Genomic DNA, 20,859 nt, shown 5'->3' with positions numbered 1-20,859 from the left:
GCGGTGCTGACCAGAACCGGCGCGGCGATGGCCTGCACCGCCGTCGCACTGGTGGCCCTCGGCGCCGGGGCCGACTACCCCGAACTCGTCACCCTGGGCCTGGCCGCCGCGGCCACCCTGCTGCTCGCGGCCGCCTGGATGGTGGCCGCACCCCGCCTGACCGTCGTGCGCGAGGTCCGGCCACACCGCGTCTTCGAAGGCAGCGCGGCCCAGGGCACCCTGACCGTCACGAACATCGGCCGCCGCCGCAGCCCGCCCCTGCTGGTCACCGAAACGGTCGGCGGCCACCGCACCACCGTGCCGGTGCCCGCCCTGGCCACCGGCGAGGGCTGCACGGTGGGTTACGCGCTCCCGGCCACCACCCGCGGCCGCTACCTGATCCCTCCGGTGGAGCTGGGCCACTCCGACCCGCTGCGTCTGCTGCAGCGCGGCCACCGGCGCGGCGGCGAGCTCGTCGTGCACGTCTACCCCCGCGTGCACCCGCTCGCCCTGATCGGCGCCGGCGGCCCGCAGGACGCCGAAGGCCCGACGAACAGCAACGCCGCACTGGGCGGGGCGGCGTTCCACAGCCTGCGGGAGTACGTGCCGGGCGACGACTGGCGCCGCATCCACTGGGGCGCCACCGCTCGCACCGGCACGGTGATGGCCCGCCAGGTCGTGGTGCCCGACGAACCGCGCCAGCTGGTCGTCCTCGACACGAGCGCGGCGGCGTACCCCGGTGCGCTGTTCGAGGACGCCGTGCGCGTCGCCGCGTCGTTCTGCGTGGCGGCCGAAACCACCGGCCTGCCGTTCCAGCTGCGCACGACCGGTGCCCTGGAACGGGAATCCTCCGGTCCGGCCTTGGAGTTCCTGTCCACAGTGGAGCGTGGCCGCGCCGACCGCGGACTCGCCGCCCTCCCCGGCCGGCTGCGTGACGTGGTGTCCGACACGCAGGGCGTCGCACTGACCGTGATCACCGGCCGGGTGGACGCCGAGATCGCCCAGCTGCTGATGTTGCTGCGCCCCAGGTTCCTCTCGATCAGCCTCGCCCAGCTGACCACCGCGGCCCCGGTGACGCGCCCGCGCGGCGTGCTCGCGGTCGCCGCGCCCACCAGCGACCAGTTCGCCCTCAACTGGAACCGGCTGGTCCTGCGATGAGCCGGCTGAAGCTGAGCGCGCTCACGCCGGGCAGGGCGGTCGTCGAAGTGGCACTGGCGCTCGCCACGTCCGCCGCCGGGGCTCTGGTGTACCGCGAGTTCTTCGCCTCACCGGGCTACCTGCTGACGCTCGGGTCGGCGTGCCTCGTCGGCGGCGTGACGGCGGTGCCGAACCGGCGCGCGTGGACCACCCCGCTGCTGGCCGTCGCGGGGCTGGCCCTGGTCGTCGTCTTCGGCGTGTTCCACGGCGCGGGCTCGGAGGTCCTCGACGGCGTGCGCGGCAGCTGGAACCGCCTGCTCGCCGTGGTGGTGCCCGCGGACCCGTGGGGTGAACTGCTGGTGGTCCCCACCCTGGTGATGTGGGCGGTGGCGTTCACGTCGGTCGCGCTCGCCCTGCGCACGCGGACCGTGCTCGCACCACTGGCGCCGTCCCTGGCCGGTTTCCTGTTCGCCGTGTTCGTCGTGGGCAACCAGGCCGGTGGGCACGCGATCGCCACCATCATGTTCCTGGCAGCGGCCCTGGCGCTGATCGCCGTCCGCACCCAGCGTCCCACCGCCACCGGCACCGTCCTGACCGAACGGCGGTCCTCCCGATCGGCCGGCGCGCTCGGCGTCGCGGGCCTGATGGTCTGCGCCGCCGCCCTGTTCGGAGTCGTGGGCGGTCAGCTGCTGCCGCTCGCGTACGGCGAGCACCGCTTCGACCTTCGCGACCTGCTCGCACCCCCGGTCACGACCACCGACACCCTCACCCCGCTGGCCCGGTTGAAGAGCCAGCTCAACGACGACCCCGCCCGCGAGCTGTTCACCGTGCGCCTCGACGTCGACGCCTACACCCAGGTCGACCGCATCCGCACCGCCGCGCTCGACGTGTTCGACGGCGCCACCTGGACCTCCGACGACACCTACCGCGTGGCGGGCAGCCACCTCACCGCCGACGCCGCGCTGACCCGCGGCAGGCAGGTGAGGGCCCACATCGAACTGAAGGACCTCGCCGGCCCTTACCTGCCCGTCATCGGCTGGCCGTCCCAGCTGGAGGCGACCGGCGGCAACCGGGGGCTGCTCGGGTTCGACCCGGACTCGGGCGTGCTCATCAGCACCGCGTCGAAACTGCGGGGGCTCAGCTACGACGTGACGGCTGAGATCGGCGTCCGGGACGAGGGCCTGGTGCGGGCCACCGCGACGCCCGGACACTCGCGGTCCCTTCCGGATGGTCTGCCGGAACCCGTCCGCGCGATGGCCACGAACCGCGCCGGTCTCACCGGTTACGAAAGCCTCGTGGACCTCGAGAACCGGTTCCGGGAGCTCGCCACGAACCCGGACGCACCGCCAGGACACTCCTACGCCGCCATCGCCCGCCTGCTGTCCGCCCCGGACGCCAACGGTGGCTACGCCGAACAGCACGCCGCCGCGTTCGCCGTGGTCGCGAGGTCGATGGGCTTCCCGGCCAGGGTCGCCGTCGGTTATCGGCTGCGCAACCACCAGGGTGGCGCTTTCCACGTCAGCACCAACAACGCCCACGCGTGGCCGGAGGTGCACTTCGCGGGCTACGGCTGGGTGGCGTTCGAACCCACCAACACCGACAACATGCCCTTGCCGCACCAGCAGGCGGAGGCACCCGAGGTGGTGCAACCGCAACCGGCCCCGCCGACCACCGCGCCGACGGCCGAGTCGCGACGTGCCGAGGCGGTGGACGGGCAGGGGTTCGGCTGGGACGACATCCGCGACAGCACCGTGCCGGTCGCGCTCGCCGCTGTGCTGCCGGTGCTGCTGCTCTGCGGGTTCGTCGTGATCGCCAAGGCCCTTCGCCGCAGACGCCGGCGGCAGCACGGTGATCCCGCGGCGAGGGTGCTCGGCGCGTGGCAGGAACAGATGGACCGGCTCGTCGAACGCGGCATCACGCCACCGGTGTCGCTGACGTTCCACGAGGTGGCCCGGCACGTCCGCGGCGTCCTCGGTGACGCCGCAACGGTGGTCGAGGCGTCGGCGGAACTGGCGACCACGGCGATCTACGCGCCCGACTGCGTCGATGAGTCCGACGCCACCGAGGCCTGGCGGTTGGTGACCCGGCTGCGCCCCCTGCTCCACCGCCGGCGCGTGTCCGCGGCCCGGCTGCGCGCCGCAGTGGATCCCCGTCCACTGTGGACGGTCTGGAGCGCCGCACGGCAACGACGTCAGGCCGGAGAACGCCTGGAAGTGGGGAGATACCGATGATCCGGCGACGCACCAGGGCATTCGTCGCGGTCGCGGCCGCCGCGTCGGTCACCGCCGCCGTTCTCGTGGCCGGGCCGGGATATGACGCCGCACGGGTGCGCATGTCCTCCGGCGCGGTCTGGCTCGCGTCGTCCGGGACCGGCGAGGTGTCGCTGGTGGACGGCACCACCGGCGAGGTCCGGGGGCACACGCGGGTCGCCGCGCCGGGCACCGCGCTGAGCGTCGCCCGGCTGGGCTCCGCCGCGTTCGTCGCGAACAGGAAGACCGGGCAGCTGAGCCGCGTCGACAGCGCCACCGAGCAGGTCTCCCCGTCCGGGGCCGACCTCCCCGCGAGCGACGGGCTCGTGGTGAAGACCACGCCGGACGTGGTCCACGGCATCGACGTCCGCAGCGGAACGGTCGTGTCGGTCGACCCGCACACGCTGCGGTCGTCCGGCGACCGGACGCGGCTGGCCGAGCGGCTCCAGCCGGACAGCGTGGTCGTGGACGGCGGCGGCCGGCTGTGGGCGATCGACGCCGACACCGGTGACCTGGTCTGGCTCGCTGACGGGAAACGACGGTCGCGTCCCGCCGAGGCCGGGAACAGCCGTCTGACCGTCACCACGGGCCGGCCGGTGCTCGTGGATCCCGAACGGGACGTCGCCGAACTCCTCCACCCCGGCACCGGTGTCGTCGCCGGCACCGTGCGGCCGGGCCTGGACGCGGGCGACGTGGTGGCCGTGAGCGGCTCCGCCGACCGGTCGAGGGTGCTCATCGCGAACAGCACCCGCGGCGAACTGGTCGTGTGCGCGTTCGACCCCCGTTCCTGCACGGCACCGGTGAAGGTCGCCGCGGAAGGCGCCGACCTCGGGACGCCGGTCGAGGTCGACGACCACGCGGTGGTGCCGGACTACTCCACCGGAGAAGCCACCGTCGTCGATCTCGCCGACGGGAGCGTGGTCTCGCAGCGCCTGCTCTTCGCCGGGCCGGTCCGGTTCGAGCTGGTCGTGCACGACAACCTCGTCTTCTTCAACGACCCCAACAGCAACGCGGCCGGAGTGCTGAAGCTGACCGGTGACGTCATGACGATCACCAAGCACGCCGAAGCTCCCACCGGGGACGACGGCGTCGGGCAGCAGACCGATCCACGGGCACAACAGGCCCAGCAGGAGACGAAGATCGGTCAGCCGGAGCGCACACCCGCTCCCGGACTCACGGGACAACCGGCCCTGCCGGACTCCTCCACGCCGGAGCCGAAGGCGTCCATCGTGGTCACCCCCGGCAACCGAGGTGCGGTCGGCGACGAGTTCGAGCTGACCATGACGTTCCTCCCGGCGGTGATCGCCGACGCCGACTGGCAGTTCGGCGACGGAACCACCGGCCGCGGTGCGACGGTCCGCCACCGGTGGCAGCAAGCCGGTGAACACACCGTCGAAGCCGTCGCCACCCTCGGCTCGGGCCAGCGCGTGACGGCGAGGACCACGATCGTCGTGGATCCCGCCGGAACGCCCCCGCAGATCACCGGGCTCTCCGTGCAGCGCCCCAAGCCGGTCGTCGGGGAGCTCGTGCGCATCAGCGCGGGCACCTCAGGTCGTCCGGACATGTGGGCGTGGACCGTCACCAGGGCAGGCAGGAACCGGCCAGAGGCCACCGCGGGAACAGCCGAGTTCAGCCACAGGTTCACCACAGCGGGCCAGTACACCGTCTCGCTCACCATCACGAGAGGTACGACGACGGCCACCTCCTCCCAGGAGGTCACGGTCGCCCGCGGCGCCGTCGAGGGCTGGGGCCGCAACAGGAGCGGGGTGCTGGACATACCTCCCGCGGCGACGAGCGGCGTGATCGCGGTCGCGGCGGGAGACGCGCACGCTCTGGCGTTGAAGGCCGACGGCTCCGTGATCGCCTGGGGTGACAATTCCTGGGGGCAGGTGGAGGTGCCTCCGGAGGCGTCCAGCGGCGTGGTCGCCATCGATGCCGGGCAGGCGCACAGCCTGGCGCTGAAGGCGGACGGCACCGTCATCGGGTGGGGCGGCAAGGGCGTGAAGGACCTGGAGGTGGTGCCGCCGGCGGCCAGGTCCGACGTGATCGCGATCTCCGCCGGTTTCGACTTCGGCCTGGTGCTGAAGAAGGACGGCTCCGTGGTCAGCTGGGGCGCTTCGCCTGGGAACGTGGAGGTGCCGCCGGCGGCCAGGTCCGACGTGATCGCGATCTCGGCTGGATTCCTCCATTGCCTGGCGCTGAAGGCGGACGGCTCGGTCATCGGCTGGGAGGGCGACGAAGGCGGGCACGAATCGGCGACCACGACACCACCGGAGGCCCGCGCGGGTGTGGTCGCCGTCGCCGCGAACGGCTGGAGTTCCCTCGCGCTGAAGTCCGACGGCTCGGTCATCGGCTGGGGTGACAACGACTGGAACCAGATCTCGATACCGCAGGAGGCCAAGAGCGGCGTGATCGCGATCGACACCTCGTTGACGCACAGCGTGGCGCTGAAGTCGAACGGCACCGTCCTCGCCTGGGGCGCCAACGATTTCGCGCAGACAGCGGTACCGCCGCAGTACAACAGCGGTGTCCTGAGCGTCTCGGCCGGCAAGCAGTACAACCTGGTCTTGGTATGAGGCGACGAATGGCGAGGAAAACGCTGGCCGTCGCCGCGACCGCGGCCGCCGTTCTCGTGGTGGCAGGGCCGGGATACGACGCCGCGCGGGTGCGCCTGCACTCCGGCGCGGTCTGGCTGGCGTCCGTCCACACCGGACAGGCCACGCTGGTGGACGGCCCGACCGCCGAGGTGAAGGCCAGGGTGCCGGTCGCCGAGCCGGGCACCGCGCTGAGCGTCGTCCAGCAGGACGATGCCGCCTACGCGCTGAACCAGCGGACCGGACAGCTCAGCCGCATCGACACCGCCGCGGAGAAGGTGTCGCGGCCGGTGTCCCTTCTCCCGCCGAGCGACGGACTCACTCTGAAGGCCGGACCGGACGCGCTGCACTTGATCGACGTCCACAGTGGAGTGATCGCGTCAGCTGACCGGAAAACCCTGGCACGGCGGGGAGAACCCCAGCGGCTGGCGGAGAGGATCAGGCCGGGCAACGTCGTCGCGGACGTCCGTGGCCGGGTGTGGGCGGTCGACGACGAGACCGGTGACCTGGTGTCGCTGGCCGGGAACGAACGACGGCAGAGCTCCGGCGCCGGCCGGAACGCTCGCCTGGTGATCACTGAGAACCAACCGGCGGTGGTGGATCCCGAGCGCGGCACGGTCGAGCTGCGCTCCCCCGAGTCCGGTGCTGTCGTCAGGACCGTTCGGGTGGATCTGCGCGCGGACGACACCGTGGCCGTCAGCGGTTCGGAGGACCGGTCACGGGTGCTCGTCGTGAACAGCACCCGCGGCGAACTGATCACCTGCACGTTCGACACCGGCACCTGCGCCGAGCCCGTGCACGTCAGCGCGCCGGGCGCCGACCTGGGAAGTCCGGTCGAGATCGACAACCACGCGATCGTGCCCGACTACTCCACCGGCGAGGCCACCGTCATCGACCTCGGCACCGCACGGATCGTGTCCCGGCGCGACCTCTTCTCCCGGCCGACGAGGTTCGAGCTCCTCACCCACGACGGCATCGTCTTCTTCAACGACCCCAACGGAAACGCCGCCGGCGTGCTCGACCTCACCGGTGAGGTGCGGACGACCGTCAAGTACGGCGAAGGCTCCGTCGAGGGCGACGCCCCGCCCACACCCGACCCGCGTGCGCAGACGGTTCAGGAGCCGGAGGCCGACCGGCGCGGGCGGAAGCCGGAGTGGGGGACCGGCCGCAACCCCGTCCAACCCGCCGGGAACAACCTCACGCCCCAGCTGCCTGCCTCCGCAGCGTTCATCTCGGTCAGCCCGGACAACCACGGCGTGGTCGGCGAACTGTTCGAGCTGACCATCGTGTTCCGGACTCCGGTCGGCCCCTGGGGCACGGACTGGTCGCTCGGCGATGGTTCCAGGGGGTACGACACGACGACCCGCCACACCTGGCAGCAGCCCGGTGTCTTCACCGTCCGGGCGCTCGCGACCTTCGGCTCGGGAGCGAAAGTGCTGGTCGAGACCGTGGTGACGGTGGACCCGCCCGAGGCACCACCCCGCGTCACCGCGATCGACGTCCAGCGACCGAAACCTGTGATCGGCGAGTCGGTCCACTTCAGCGCGGACAGCAACGTGCGGCCGGACAGCTGGGCTTGGACCGTCGCCAAGACGGGCAGCGCGGCGCCCGAGGCCACCGCCCGGACCGCCGAGTTCGACCACGCCTTCACCACCGCGGGCACCTATGCCGTCACGCTCACCATCACCAAGGGCACGCGGACGGCGACCTCTTCCCGTCAGTTCACCGTCGCCCAGGGCGCGGTCAAGGCCTGGGGCAGGAACAGCGAGGCCCAGGCGACCGTGCCGCCGTCGGCCTCAGGTGGCGTCGTGGCGATCGACGGCGGTGATGTGCACGCCCTGGCGTTGAAGTCGGACGGCTCCGTCATCGCCTGGGGCGCCAACGACTCCGGGCAGACCGACGTGCCGGCGGAGGCCGGTCGAGACGTGATCGCGGTCTCCGCCGGTCGTGCGCACAGCCTGGCGCTGAAGAAGAACGGTTCCGTCCTCGCCTGGGGCCTCAACGACGACCGTCAGTCCTTCGTGCCGTCGTCGGCCAGACAGGGGGTGGTCGCGATCGCGGCGGGCGGAAACCACAGCTTGGCGTTGAAGGAAGACGGCTCGGTGATCGGGTGGGGGGCCGACGACTTCGGCCAGACCTCGATACCGCGGGAGGCCAGGAGCGGCGTCATCGCGATCGCCGTGGGAGACGAGCACAGCATCGCCCTGAAGTCGGACGGCTCGGTCGTCTTCTGGGGCGAGCTCTCCGGTGGCGGACCGCGAGTGCCGCCGGAAGCCACGAGCGGTGTGGTCGCGATCGCCGCTGGGGACTATCACAGCCTCGCGTTGAAGGCGGACGGCACGATCATCGGCTGGGGGCACAGCCGCTCCGACGTGCTTTCGATACCGGAGGAAGCCATGAGCGACGTCGTGACGGTCAGCACCGGGACGCACGCCCTGGCGTTGAAGTCGGACGGCTCGGTGATCAGCTGGGGTCTCAGCAGAGAGGGTGTGTCCAACGTGCCTCCCGAGTACAGCAGCGGTGTGCTGGCCGTGGCCACCGGGGTGTTCTTCAGCATGGTCCTGATGTGAAGCGGTGCCGATGAACCGACGTGCGCGCCTGCTGACCGTGCTCACGGCTGTTGCCGCGGCCGCGGCGGTCGTGCTCGTGGCGGAGCCGGGCCACCACTCCGCGCGGATGCGGATGCACTCCGGCACGGCGTGGCTCGCGTCCAACCTGACCGGCGAGGCGACGCTGGTCGACGGCGCCTCCGCCGAGGTGGCGGCCAGGGTGTCCCTCGGTGAGCCGCCCGGCCCGCTGAGCGTCGCCCAGCACGGCGGCGCGGCCCTGGTCCTGAACCAGGTGACCGGTGTGCTGAGCCGGGTCGACAGCGCCACCCTGAAGGTCTCCCGGTCGGCGGTGTCCCTGCCCCAAAAAACCGTGACCGTGCTGAAAGCCGCACCGGACGTGATCTACGGCGCCGACGTCCACAGTGGAATGGTCACCTCGGTCGACCCTGGCACGCTGGCGGCGAAGGGCGAACCGGTCCGGCTGGCCGGGTCGATCAGGCCGGACGACATCGCCACCGACAGCCGCGGCCGGTTGTGGGCGGTCGACGAGAAGACCGGCGACCTGGTCTGGCTGACCGGCGGCGTGCGGCGGACACGTCCGTCCGCGACCAGGACGGCCCGGCTCGCGATCACCGTAGACCAGCCCGCCGTCGTCGATCCCGGACGAGGCACGGCCGAACTGCTCTCTCCCGAGACCGGCGCCGTGACCCGTTCCGTCGAGACCGGGCTGAAGGACGACGACACCGTGCTCGTGGGTGGTTCCGCCGATCTGCCGAGACTGCTGATCGCGTCCCGCACCCGCGGTGAGCTGATCACGTGCTCTTTCGGCACCGGCTCCTGTTCCGCTCCCGTGCGGATCTCCGCACCGGGCGCCGAACTGGGCACACCGCTGGACCTCGGCGCCCACGCCGTCGTGCCCGACCACTCCACCGGACGGGCCGCCGTCGTCGACCTCGCCACCGCACGGGTCGTCGCCGAGCACGACCTCTTCGGCCGGCCGACGCGGTTCGAGATCGTCGTGCGCGACGGCATCGTCTTCTTCAACGACCCCAACGGAAACGTCGCCGGCGTACTGGACCTCGCGGGCGACGTCCGGACGGTCACCAAGTACGCCGAGGGACCGGAGGGCGACACCGTGCCCGGCCCGGATCCCCGTGCGCAGGCGGAGCAGGTCGCGACCGGCCGGCCCGAGCAGAAGCCCGGTGTGGGACTTCCCTGGCAACCCGAGCGGACGTCGCAGACGAACCCGCCGCCACCGGCACCGACCCCCGCTGCGTCCATTTCGGTCAGTCCCGGCAATCGCGGTGAGGCCGGGACCGACTTCGGCTTGACGATGGCGCTGCGACAGCCCGGCCCCGCCACGGTTCGCTGGACGTTCAGCGACGGGACCGAGGCGACCGGCACCACCGTCCACCACCGCTGGCAGCAGCCGGGCGTGTTCACCGTCCGCGCCGAGGCCACCCTCGACACCGGGGCGAGGCTCCACGCCGAGACCACGATCACCGTGGATCCGGCGAACGCGCCCCCGTCCATCACGCAGCTCGTCGTCCGCCGGCCGAAGCCCGTGATCGGCGAGTCGGTGCACTTCAGCGCCGACACCACCGCGGAGCCGGACGGCTGGACCTGGACCGTCACGAGACCGGGCGCGCCCACTCCGGAGGTGACGGCGCGGACTCCCGAGTTCGACCACGCCTTCAGCACGCCGGGCGTTCACACCGTCTCGCTCACCATCACCAAGGGGATCCGGACCGCGCAGTCCTCCCGGCAGTTCACCGTCGTGCAGGGTGCGGTGAAGGCGTGGGGTTCCAATGCCGCCGGTGCGCTGGAGGTTCCGGCAGGTGCCGCGAGCGGGGTGATCGCGATCGACGCGGGATTCCACCACGTCCTGGCGCTGAAGGCGGACGGCTCCGTCCTCGCCTGGGGCGCCAACGACTTCGCGCAGGCAGCGGTACCGCCGGAGGCGTCCAGTGGCGTGGTCGCGATCTCCGCCGGGGGCGCGTACAGCCTGGCGCTGAAGGCGGACGGGACCGTCATCGGCTGGGGCTTCAACGACAGCGGCGAGGCGTCGGCCCCGCCTTCGGCCCCTCGCGACGTGATCGCGATCGCCGCCGGAACGGCGTACAGCCAGGCGCTGAGAGCCGACGGGTCCGTCATCGGCTGGGGCAACGAGGACGAGGGGAGGTCGGTCCCGCCGCCGGCCGCGGGGAGCGGTGTCACGTCGATCGTGACCGGTACCGCGCACACCCTGGCGGTGAAGTCGGACGGTTCCGTCCTCGCCTGGGGTACCGAGAACCGCGGGGGCGAGCTGACGATACCGGCCGAGGCGACCAGTGGTGGCGTGCGGGCCGTTGCCGCGGGGTTCGAATGTTCCTTCGTGTTGAGGACGAACGGCTCGGTCTTCGGCTGGGGCAACCGGAGGTGGGGCACGCCGGACGTACCGGACTCGGCGAAGAGCGGTGTCGTCGCGATCGACGCGAGGGACCGGCACGTGTTGGCGTTGAAGGCGGATGGATCGGTCATCGCGTGGGGCCACAACGCCAGCGGCGAGGCGTCGGTACCACCCCAGTACGGCTCCGGCGCGCGAGCCGTCTCCGTCGGTGACGGCTTCAGCGTGGTCCTGCTGGACTCGGCCCCCGAGTGACGGTCACGAGTAACGCGCTCGGGTGGCCTGACGCAGCTCGCGCCACGCCGCCGCGACCTGGCCGGTGTCCCCGCCGAACGCCCCGGCGCGCAGCAGCGCCGAGTCGGCGTCCAACCGCGCCGCGTTGCGCTGGTAGATGACGGAGTCGTCGTGTTCGAGGCGCACGGCGAACTCGCCCAGCGACGAGAACGGCGCGTCGTGCAGTTCGAGCAGGCTGCGCAGGAACTCGTAGTCCGCGAACGCCCACTCGAACGCGGCACCGTCCACGACGTTGAAGAACACGCGGCTGAGCACCTGCCGCAGTTGCACACTCAAGGCCTGATGAGGAGGCGCTCCGCCCCATGCGGGAAGCGCCGCTGCGTGCCGCGGGTCGACCACGTTGCGCAAGGCGAGGGCCCGCAACACGGGCGTTGACCGCCCGTCTGCGGCGATGGCGGAGGTGCGGCACAACAGCCGGTGCAGGAGGTCTTCGCGGCTCGACGCCACACTCGCCACGCCGATCACGCAGGTCAGCAGCAACGCCGGGTACGCCGAGGCGTTGACCCACACGTCCTGCGCGCCGCGGTCTCGCGACTCGGGACGCAGGAACCGTTCGACGAGAGCGGTCCACAGCTCGTCGTGCCGCCGATCACCGGACCGCACGCCGATGGCCACCAATCGCAGCAACGGCGCCATGTCGTGTTCGTACGCGGTGAGCCGCTTCTCCAGCGCGGCGGGAAGATCGCTCTCGTCCAGGTGCCCGGAGGTGGGGTAACGCGGTTCCGTCAGCAGTTCGAGCACCGCCGAGGCCGCGGCCTGCACGCGCTCGTGCACCGTCTGCCCCATCGGCTCGGCCAGCGCCTGCCGGAACTCGGTGACGGTGCTGCGCAGCTCCCCCTCGCCCGGCCGGTCCGAACGCACCGCGGCCGGCGCCGCGGGCCTGGTGGTGACCAGCTCCGGCACCAGTTCGACCAGCTCGTCCACCAGCCGCGGCAGGTCGAGGTCGTCGCTGCGGTGGTGAATGCGCAGGTACTGGCACCGAGCCAGGCGCTTCAACGCGTCCGGCAGATCGGCTTCGGTGAGCGGGTCGATGCCGTCCATCAGCACCGGGATGACCCGCAGGCCGCACTGGAAGGCCTCGGTGATCTCGCGCCGCACCCAGTCGTCCGGCTTGTCGAGCCTGCGCACGCCCTCGCGGTCCACCGCGTGCACCCAGCGGGGCCCGATGAGCGCCAGCAGCACCTCGCAGCGGCGCAACCCGCTGAGGATCTCGCGGGAGAAGTCCTCGCCCAGGCGGATCGACTGGCTGGCGTAGAAGACCTGGTCAGCCCCGAAGCGCGCGCTCAACTCCCGCTTGACCAGGGCAGCGGCCCACTCACCGTCGCCGGTGCGGTAGTTGACGAACACGCCAGGCATCGCCCAAACCCTCTCGTGGTGAGGCTCCGGCGTGGAGATTACTGACCGCCTCCAACACGGTTTCCCACCCGGCGCTCCTCACGGGCCTGTTCGATGCGTTCCTCCAGGGCCTCGAACCACTCCCGCCCCTGCCGGCCGCAGCTGTCGCGGATCTCGTGCTTGAGGTCGGAGGTGTTGGCGTTGAGCGTGCGGACCATGCTCAACCCCTGGTCGACCTGCTCCCGCAGTTCGCCCTGCGACCGGGCCAGATGAGTCGCGGCGGCGTGCATCTCGGCGCGTGCCCTCCTGCTCGCGACCAGCTGGAGCGGTGCGCGCCGGGCCCGGCGGACCAGGCTCGACATCGTGTGCAACGACGTCTGCGCGGACTGGTAGGCGATGTGCGCGGTGTCGGCGCACTGGTAGGACTCGCGGTGGAAGACGCGCAGGCCGTGGAACTCCACATCGGACCGGGTCTGGAGCTTCACCAGGCGGGCCCGCACCCGTTCGGCCTGGCGGCTCACCCGTACGTTCTCTCTACGGACGCGCTGCAAAGTCCGGTCGGCCTCCGCGGCCGCCGCGCGCACTTCCTCGACGGTGACCCGCCGCGCGCGACGGTCCCACAACGCCAACACGACGAGCACGGCGACACCGATCAGCGCCGCGCGAACGAAGAGCCCCATGCCGTCGTCGATGACGTGCTCACCGGCGCTGGCCGGCTTCTTCGTCACGAACACGAACACGTTCATGACGGCGAGCAGCCCCAGGCCGCGCACCAGCAGCCCCAGCCACCGCTTCACCAGCGCCGATCGGCGGACGCGGCCGTTCCTCTTCAACGCGAACCGCACCGACAGCACGCCCAGCGGCACCGAGACAGCCGCGCCCCACAGCCATTCCGACAGGTACGCGGCGTGCTCCGGCAGGCCGTCGGCCACGATGCGCGCCGCGATCGCCGGTGCCACCAGCACCATCGTCAGCGGCAGCCCGAAGAACAGCGCGAGGAACGCGAGCGCGCAGCCTCCGCAGCCCCTGCGGTTGCGGCTCACCGGCGGCGACCGCGGCTCGTGTTCCGCTTGGGTGCGAGAGCGGTGGCGCCGGATCCGTTGAGCACCTTGTCGATGACGTCCGCGACGCCACCGGTGAGCTCGGAGTGGTGCTGCACGAGCATGGTGGTGAAATGCCGGGTCAGGTCGATGTACGCACGACGTTCGGCCAGCTCCAGCCCCGGTTTGACGGTCGCGAGCTGCATGTTGACCATGCACTCCCGCAACGCCGCCGCACTCTTGTCGGCCCGGCCGAGCTCCTTCCGCATGCTGCGCAACGTCGCGGTGGACTCCCGGCGACGCTGGTCCAGCACCGCCAGCTTGACCTCCTTGTCGTGCGAGGCCTGCGACTGGCCGACCCGGTCGATCTCGGTGGCCAGCGCGTACGACTCGGCGACGCACTGAGCGGCGGGACCGAGCGGGCCCAGCGAGCCGGCGACGCGCGACACCGCCTCGCTGAACCTGACTTGGTTGCCCTCGACGGTGACCAGACTCATGGCACGTTCATCCAAGCCGCCACGCGGAGCGTTACAGCCCGAACAACCCGGTCAGGACGCAACCGAGCGGCCGGCTCGCGCCCGGTCGATCTCGCGGCGGTACTCGATCCGGGTGGCCAGGGCGAGCGCGGTCTCGTGGTGCTCACGTCCAGCCGGGCCGAGCACGTTGTGCGCCTCGGCGAGGTGGTCGAGCACGGGACCGCTTGTGCCACACGCTGCCGTTGGCGCCGCGGGTGAAGACCTCCTGGTGCCCGTCCCGCATCGACACGGCGGCCGGCGACCCCGTCGACCGCCGCCTGCCCGGCGGTGTACCAGGTCATCTGCGTTGAAGTGGCAGTCGAGCGCCCTGCCCTCGTGGTGCTCGCTGGTCGTGCCGTTGCAGTTGCGGCTGATGCCCGCGGTGTGGGTGCCGTACGTCGCGTTCAGCAGGTCGTGCACCGCGATCGGGCCAGGCTTGGCACTCGCCTCGCACGTCGTCTGCGGTTGGTAGGGCGAGTACGCGTCGATCTCCGGCCCGAAGTGCGGCACCGACCCAGCTGATCAGTTTTCTCGTTCTCCCCAGCTCCCTTCAGTGGTCGAGGGGAACTGTCGAATCCGGTCATGGACGTGCGCGGGACGTTTCTGGACGACCCCGACCTGCGACGTCCCGGTTTTCGCGGCCCCCGTCCGCAGTGCGCACACGGGTGATCTGGTTGCCCTTTGGCATGGGGTGCGGTTGGTTGGAGTTGTGGCCGTACGAGTGGTGCTAGCCGACGACGAAGCCCTGCTGCGGCGGGGCCTGAAGGTCCTCTTGGAAGCCGACGGACGGGTGGAGGTGGTCGGCGAGGCCGCCGACGGCGCCGAACTCGTCGAACAAGTGCTGGCCCACCTACCGGACGTGGTGCTGGTCGACGTGCAGATGCCCGGCGTGGACGGCCTGGAAGCGGTCCGCCGGCTGCGCCAGTGGGCCACCCCGCCCGCCATCGCCGTGCTGACGACGTTCGACCTCGACGACTACGTGGCCACCGCCCTCGACCTGGGCGCCCAGGGCTTCCTGCTGAAGGACGCCGAACCCGACACCCTGGTCCGCGCCGTGGTCGACCTGGCGGCAGGCGGTGCCGTCCTGGACCCGCGCATCACCGCCCGCCTGCTCCCCCGCCTGCGCGGCTTCCGCGCCAACAGGCAACTGGACTCCCTGTCAGCGCGTGAACGCCAGGTCCTGGAACTGGTGGCCGCCGGCCGTTCGAACCACTCGATCGCCGAGGAGCTCTGCCTGTCCGAGGCGACGGTGAAGAGCTACGTCTCCACCGTCCTGACCAAACTGGGCGTGGAAAACCGGGTGCAGGCGGCGCTCGTCGCGCACCAGGTCGGCGTGTGGTGAAGCCGCTCTACCGCGAAATCCTCACCGTGGGCATCACCACGGGCGTGGTCCTGCTGACCCAGGACCGCCCGTTCCCGTGGTCCCTGTGGACCGCCGTGGCCGCCTCGTTGCTCCTGCCCGTCCGCCTGCGCTGGCCGTGGCTGGCTTCCTTGCTCTGCATCCCGGCCATAGCCGGCGGCCTCGGCTGGGCACCCGCCCTGGTGGCCCAGTACCGCCTGGGCCGCAAGGAGAAGTCCATCCCGGTCCAGCTCTTCTGGGTGGTCTTCATGACGGTCGCCGCGACCCTCACCGTCCTCCTGACCGAGTCCATCCCGCTGGGCCCTCTGCTCCTGACCACCGCCTTCACCTTCGGCCTGGCCGCCGCCCCCACCGCACTGGGCGCCCTGGTCACCGCCCGAAAAGACCTGACCCAGTCCCTCTACGAGGCCCGCCGAGCCCGAGCCGCCGAACTGGAAGCCCAGGAAACCTCCGCAAGAGCCGCCGAACGAGCCAGAATCGCCCGCGAAATCCACGACGCCGTCGGCCACCACGCCACCCTGATAGCCGTGGAGTCCGCCGCCCTGGCCGCAACCGCCTCAGACCCCGCCGTGCGCGAGACAGCACTGCGCCTGCGAGCCCTGGCCAAGGAATCCCTGGCGGAAATGCGAGCCGCCCTGGGCCTGCTGAACTCCGACACCTCCTACCCGTCACTGCAGGAGCTGATCGACCGCGCCCGCGTGGCCGGCGTGTCCGTGACCCTGTCGGAAACGGGCGACGCGGCCCTCTCCCCCGCAGTCTCCAGAGCACTGTTCCGCGTGGTCCAAGAAGCCCTGACCAACGTGACAAAACACGCCCCAGGCGCCACCGTGACGGTAACCGTGGACCGAGCCACCCCAGTCCGCGTGTCGGTCGTGAACGGCCCAGGCGAACTCCCACCGCTAGGCGACGGAGGCGGCGCCGGCCTGCACGGCCTGTCCGAACGAGTCCGCCTGGCCGGCGGCACCCTGACCACCTCGTACCGCGCGGACGGCGGCTTCAGCGTGTCCGCCGTCCTACCGCCCGGTAAATCGAAGGTTGACGGACAAGACTCGACTTTCGGAGGTGGTGCCCGATCCTCGGCCAACGCATAGTTCTAGCTGTCGGTCGAGGATCGGGGGATCGGTCGGACCGAGGGACGCGGGGACCCGTACGCCGGGTCCCCGCCGTATTTCCGGCGTTTCCGCAGCTAGACCCTCGTGCGAGGGGCCGTTTTTGATCTCCGTTCGGGGTGCTGTAGGATTCTTTCTGCACGCCGGGGAACCGGGAGTGTGGCCGGGACGTGGCGCAGTTTGGTAGCGCACTTGACTGGGGGTCAAGGGGTCGCAGGTTCAAATCCTGTCGTCCCGACGGTCGATAGAAGCCCGTCTGATCATGGCGAATTGCCTGATCAGACGGGCTTTTGTCTTTCATTGGTTGATCTTGTATTGATCCACTTCAAAGATCGCTTGTGGACCATTTGTGGACCAGAGCGACTATCCGAGTGACTACACGGCTCGAAGGTGCGGCTTCCCGCTCGGCTCTTTGAGGTGTGCAGAGAGCAGATTGGCGGCCTCGAAAAGCGCGAGGTACTGCGGGTGCAGGTACCGCTGCGTGGTCGTGATCGAGCCGTGCCCGGCGATCTTCTGAAGGCGATGGATCGGTACGCCTGCGTCGGCCATCCACGTCAGGCCGGTGTGTCGCAAGCTGTGGCGCTTGAGGTGGTCGAATCCGATCTTGGTCACGACCTCATCCCAGTGCGTCGCGTCGCGCAGTACCGCCGTGGTGATCCGGCCACCGCGCGTGCCGACGAAAAGCCGCGCGTTCTTCGTGCCGTCCGTCGCCGCGATACGACGCTCCACTAGTTCGCGGATCTCCTCGATCAGCGGCACGGTCCGGGCGCGCTCGGTTGCAGGGCGCTCAGTTCGTGCCGTAGATAGGCGACGCGGTGGTGCGGGAACACCCCGACCACGACGCCGTCCTCACGCTGCCGCCACCCGAACACTGGGCGATCTACTGGTCGCTCCAGTCACCGATCACCGGCGGTGCGACCATCTCGTTGCTGCCGAAGGTCTCGTCCGGGTCCGGTTCCAGCAGATACGACGGCGTGGTCCGCTCGAGATCCTCGTCGCCCTTGCCCTTCGCGCCACCGGCTCCCATGGCGCCCATCGCGCCGGCACCCGCGCCGCCGCGGCCACTCGCCGCGCCACCGGCGCCCGTGCCATCACGACCTGCCGCGCCCTCACCGGGCAACACACCAGCCGACCCACCGGGACCGAATCCCTTGGCAGTGTTGGGATTGCCGAGTCCGGTACTGCCGGGCACGCGTCCGCCGCCTGTGCCTGTGCCGGTGCCGCCGCGGCCAGCCCCTGTACCGCCGGGCCCACCGGTCCGGCGGACACCCTTGTCACCGGGTCCGGTGCCGGGCAGGAATCCGGGGTTGAGTCCACCGCCGCGGTTGTTGTTGCCGTCGCCGATCTGGTTGCCGCCCAGACCGAGGCTGTTCTGGCCACCGCCCAATCCGCTGATGTTGGTGGTGTTCCCGCCGGTGTTGGTGACCGGCGGCGCTGACCAAGCCGCGTTGGTCGTGTCGCCGACCTGCGGCGGTGGCGTGAGCCCGCGGCCGTTCGAATCGCCGATGCCGATCGGGGGCTGCGGCTGGGGCTCGGGTTGAGGCTGGGGCTGCGGTGCCGGCGGAGCGGGCGGAGCGGGCGCGAACGCGGGCAGGGCCGTAGCGGTCTGCGTCACCGTGCGGTCGTAGGTCTCCACCGCACGCGCCGCGTCCTCATGCTGCTTCTTCTGCTCCTGGTAGGCGGCCATGTCCGCGGCCGCCTGCTGGACGTACAGGATCGGGTCGGTGATCGCCATCCGCCTAGCGTTCGCCTGCGCGGGGTCGTATGGGGTGGCCGGTGGCGCTGGCATGGTGGACCTCGTGGTGCTCAAAGCGCGCGACTGCTGCATGATCAGCGTGCCCGCGAGCTGCGCCGCTGTCCCGACCCCTGAAGCCTTGTTGCCCAGACCAGCAACCGCGTTGCGGGCTTGGTCGGCGGCCTTGCCGCTCCAGTCGGCCTCGCTGTTGCCGATCGCGCGGGCGATCCGGTCCTGGAACGCGGTGAGCTTGTTGCCGATCTGTGCGTAGGTGTCGCCGACCGCGCCCACTGTGCCAGGGTCGCCGCCGTTGATCATCTCTTGCAACTGCCGGTGCGGGATCCCGAGGTAGTGCACGCCAGGAGCGGCCGGGGCCTGCCGAGCCGACACGCCCTGGTTGCGCAGGCTCACGGCCTGCCCGTCCAACAGATCGTCGACCTGGCCGCTGCCCTGCACCACAGCCATCAAGGCGCCCATGATCGGTCCATGTGTCGCCAGGTTCAGCGCAGTGACCTGGTCATGGATCTGCTGACCGGTCTGGACTTCGCCGTGACGCTGCAGCCCGTACCGCGAATAGACGTCACCGGACTGACCGCGCGGCCCCTCGTTCATCCCCTGCACTCCTTCAACCCACAGTCAGGACAAGCGCCTCACGGCAACTTCGGCTCGACCTTCTCGGCGAACGCCAAAGCCAGCGGACAAGGATCGCCGCCGGAGGCAGGCGGGGTGACGGTCACGTCAACGCGCGACGAGGACGACACCCCGAGGACGACGAGGCAACTTCCAGACGACCGACCACTTACCTGTTTGGCTTCTCGGCCACCAACAGTGATGTCCGTGATCTGGCCCCCACTTGCCTGCGTCTGTGCCAGTCCGAGGTTGGTCCGAATGCCGACGGAGACCGCGGCACCAGACTTTTTCCACATGCAGGTGTCCGCTGATCCTACCTGTTGCCGCTTTGGCGTTCCCTCGGTCCCGATCTCGGTTGCTTCGCTAGCGGTCAGCAGAGTGCAGGGATCGGTATCAGCAAGCGAACCATTGCTTGCACTTGAGCTGGTTGGACTGCCGGCGGTCGTCGACGTGCTCGTCGTCTCGGTCGTCGGGCGCGCCGTGCCAGTCGTGTCACTGCACGCGGCGAGGGCCAGCGCGCCTGCGGCGAGGAGCACGGCGATACGTGATGTCACAAGCAATCCTTTGGTGTTCATGCGGCAGGCCCGCCTGCCTTTTTGATGCCGTGCTGGCTGCCTTCGTCTGCAGACTGGTAGGCCGCCATTGCCTTCTCGACCTCCGTCTTGAACTCGAGCGCCTGTTCCTGGAGCTTCCGCAGAACGATGATCAGGCCCTGATGGGGATCACTTGCGATCGTCGCTTGATACGGCTTGTAGACCTGGGCGGCAGGCGTAGTGCCAAGCGGTAGCTCCTCAGCGAGCTGGTCCGTCTGGTGGAGGAGTTCCGTGAGCTCGTCATGCAGGTCCTGAGCTGCAGAGATCAAGGCTTGGCCGCCGGACTCGTTGATGGCCCAGCCGCCGGCTGCGCCGACAGCTTTCAAGCTGTTCAATGCGTCGCCGAAGCCACTCACGCTCGACCAGATGTCAGCCACTGCTGCCCCTCCCTGACAGGTGCCCCAACGTAAGCAATTCGTCGCTCACCGTGTCCGGCGGTTCCGGCGTGTGACCAGCGGCGCCGGTTCCATCACGACACATTCCGCACCAGGTTGGTCAGGTGCCGGTCGAGTGCAGCGAGATCAGCCGGCGTGTAGGTCGCTTGGAGTCGTCCGTCACGATCGGTGCTGTTCAGGACGGCATAGCGGCCCGCTGGGGTATCCAGCCAGTTCATCGTGATCGGAGTGCTCTGTCGGCTGTTGCGGCTGCGGGCAGTGACGAGGAAGTCGCCGCCACCCAGTCGTGGCTGTCGCAGGATGTCCTCGGCAGCCGCTCGTTGCGCCGCCGGCGAGTGTCCTGCCGCTCGTACCGTCGAGGTGAACGTGAAGTCGGAGAAGTCCTCGTCGACCCGTCGCCGCGCGGTCGGCGGGGCTTTGGCGGTCACGGTGACCGAGGTGCCCGGTCCTGGGGACAGCGGTGGCAACAGCCCGACGAGCCTGCGGATGACCGAGTCAGGTTCTGTCAGTTCGAACCGCAACGCCTCGCCTTCCTGCGCCGCCAGCACGCCGGCATGGTCGTCGATCACCGCAAGCGCAAGATGCTGTTCCTGGCCGGCGACACCGCGCATGGCGATGGCGACCCGCCCACGCGCGTACACGTTCAGCGCCTGCACAAGCTCAGGGGCGAAGTCATCCCTGCGAATCAACCCGCGTGCGATCAGCTCATCCTGCGCGGCCTGCCCCAACCTCAGCCGCTCCTCCACCTCGACGGCGAAGTGCGGAATCGAGAACGGAAACTGCCGGACATCGCGCCTCAGCGCCACGCCCAGCACGTCGAGTTCGACGAACGAGCAGACGATTTCCCCTGACACGTGGATCTTCCCTCCCCGAACACCGCTCCCACGGTGCGTGACCGGCAGCCATACTGCCAGTCGACCTGTGCTCTACGGAGCGTTACAGAACGGGTTGGCCCTGTT

At 70.5% G+C, this 20,859-nt stretch carries 15 protein-coding genes, 1 tRNA gene and 1 pseudogene; 8 read left to right on the top strand and 9 right to left on the bottom strand.

All coding sequences use genetic code 11. The features are described 5' to 3' along the window. Positions 1 to 3 precede the first annotated feature (3 nt). The 5 genes from G7043_RS15920 to G7043_RS15900 are packed head-to-tail and all read left to right on the top strand — an operon-like array spanning position 4 to position 11,149. Positions 4 to 1,137, top strand: coding sequence for a DUF58 domain-containing protein (locus G7043_RS15920; RefSeq protein ID WP_207311257.1), 1,134 nt, complete (start codon positions 4 to 6; stop codon positions 1,135 to 1,137). Then, entirely contained in the window at positions 1,134 to 3,347 is a 2,214-nt protein-coding gene (locus G7043_RS15915) for a transglutaminase TgpA family protein (RefSeq protein WP_166046455.1), read from the top strand. Before G7043_RS15920 ends, G7043_RS15915 begins: the two co-directional genes overlap by 4 nt. Beyond that, positions 3,344 to 5,941 (top strand): PKD domain-containing protein, encoded by a 2,598-nt coding sequence (locus G7043_RS15910; protein WP_166046454.1) that lies wholly within the window; start codon positions 3,344 to 3,346, stop codon positions 5,939 to 5,941. The genes G7043_RS15915 and G7043_RS15910 overlap by 4 nt, the downstream gene beginning before the upstream one ends. 8 nt (positions 5,942 to 5,949) lie before the next feature. Then, positions 5,950 to 8,529: a PKD domain-containing protein gene (locus G7043_RS15905; protein WP_166046453.1), complete on the top strand. Its 2,580-nt coding sequence runs from the start codon at positions 5,950 to 5,952 to the stop codon at positions 8,527 to 8,529. A 10-nt stretch (positions 8,530 to 8,539) separates the two neighbouring features. Continuing rightward, complete coding sequence (locus G7043_RS15900; RefSeq protein ID WP_166046452.1) at positions 8,540 to 11,149, top strand: PKD domain-containing protein; 2,610 nt, start codon at positions 8,540 to 8,542, stop codon at positions 11,147 to 11,149. Between the two features lie 3 nt (positions 11,150 to 11,152). Here G7043_RS15900 and G7043_RS15895 read toward each other — a convergent pair whose 3' ends face one another. The 4 genes from G7043_RS15895 to G7043_RS15880 are packed head-to-tail and all read right to left on the bottom strand — an operon-like array spanning position 11,153 to position 14,588. Then, complete coding sequence (locus G7043_RS15895) at positions 11,153 to 12,544, bottom strand: toll/interleukin-1 receptor domain-containing protein (protein WP_166046451.1); 1,392 nt, start codon at positions 12,542 to 12,544, stop codon at positions 11,153 to 11,155. A 38-nt stretch (positions 12,545 to 12,582) separates the two neighbouring features. Beyond that, positions 12,583 to 13,566, bottom strand: coding sequence for a hypothetical protein (locus G7043_RS15890; protein WP_166046450.1), 984 nt, complete (start codon positions 13,564 to 13,566; stop codon positions 12,583 to 12,585). Beyond that, entirely contained in the window at positions 13,563 to 14,060 is a 498-nt protein-coding gene (locus G7043_RS15885) for a hypothetical protein (protein ID WP_166046449.1), read from the bottom strand. The genes G7043_RS15890 and G7043_RS15885 overlap by 4 nt, the downstream gene beginning before the upstream one ends. Before the next feature lie 51 nt (positions 14,061 to 14,111). Further along, positions 14,112 to 14,588: a hypothetical protein gene (locus G7043_RS15880; RefSeq protein ID WP_166046448.1), complete on the bottom strand. Its 477-nt coding sequence runs from the start codon at positions 14,586 to 14,588 to the stop codon at positions 14,112 to 14,114. A 199-nt stretch (positions 14,589 to 14,787) separates the two neighbouring features. Between G7043_RS15880 and G7043_RS15875 the strand changes: the two genes are divergently transcribed. From G7043_RS15875 to G7043_RS15865, 3 genes are all read left to right on the top strand, one after another. Then, positions 14,788 to 15,420, top strand: a complete 633-nt coding sequence (locus G7043_RS15875; protein ID WP_166046447.1) for a response regulator — start codon at positions 14,788 to 14,790, stop codon at positions 15,418 to 15,420. Beyond that, entirely contained in the window at positions 15,414 to 16,529 is a 1,116-nt protein-coding gene (locus tag G7043_RS15870; RefSeq protein ID WP_313887901.1) for a sensor histidine kinase, read from the top strand. The genes G7043_RS15875 and G7043_RS15870 overlap by 7 nt, the downstream gene beginning before the upstream one ends. A 182-nt stretch (positions 16,530 to 16,711) precedes the next feature. Continuing rightward, a tRNA-Pro gene (locus tag G7043_RS15865) sits at positions 16,712 to 16,785 on the top strand. A gap of 137 nt (positions 16,786 to 16,922) precedes the next feature. Here the strand turns inward: G7043_RS15865 and G7043_RS15860 are convergent. From G7043_RS15860 to G7043_RS15840, 5 genes and pseudogenes are all read right to left on the bottom strand, one after another. Continuing rightward, positions 16,923 to 17,321: pseudogene (locus G7043_RS15860) on the bottom strand (tyrosine-type recombinase/integrase); the annotation flags it as partial. A gap of 106 nt (positions 17,322 to 17,427) precedes the next feature. Further along, a complete protein-coding gene (locus G7043_RS15855) occupies positions 17,428 to 18,894 on the bottom strand; it encodes a hypothetical protein (RefSeq protein WP_166046445.1) in 1,467 nt (488 codons plus the stop codon). A 38-nt stretch (positions 18,895 to 18,932) separates the two neighbouring features. Continuing rightward, complete coding sequence (locus tag G7043_RS15850) at positions 18,933 to 19,487, bottom strand: DUF3558 domain-containing protein (RefSeq protein ID WP_166046444.1); 555 nt, start codon at positions 19,485 to 19,487, stop codon at positions 18,933 to 18,935. Beyond that, entirely contained in the window at positions 19,484 to 19,882 is a 399-nt protein-coding gene (locus G7043_RS15845) for a hypothetical protein (RefSeq protein WP_166046443.1), read from the bottom strand. Before G7043_RS15845 ends, G7043_RS15850 begins: the two co-directional genes overlap by 4 nt. Before the next feature lie 92 nt (positions 19,883 to 19,974). Further along, the gene (locus G7043_RS15840; protein ID WP_313887900.1) at positions 19,975 to 20,754 is read right to left on the bottom strand and encodes an ESX secretion-associated protein EspG; all 780 of its coding nucleotides are present in this window, start codon (positions 20,752 to 20,754) and stop codon (positions 19,975 to 19,977) included. Positions 20,755 to 20,859: the final 105 nt, after the last annotated feature.

Source organism: Lentzea alba (assembly GCF_011067745.1).
In the GTDB taxonomy this organism is placed as follows: Bacteria; Actinomycetota; Actinomycetes; order Mycobacteriales; family Pseudonocardiaceae; genus Lentzea; species Lentzea alba.
Note: the sequence above shows the minus strand (reverse complement) of the source record. Positions and strands in the feature narration are given on the sequence as shown.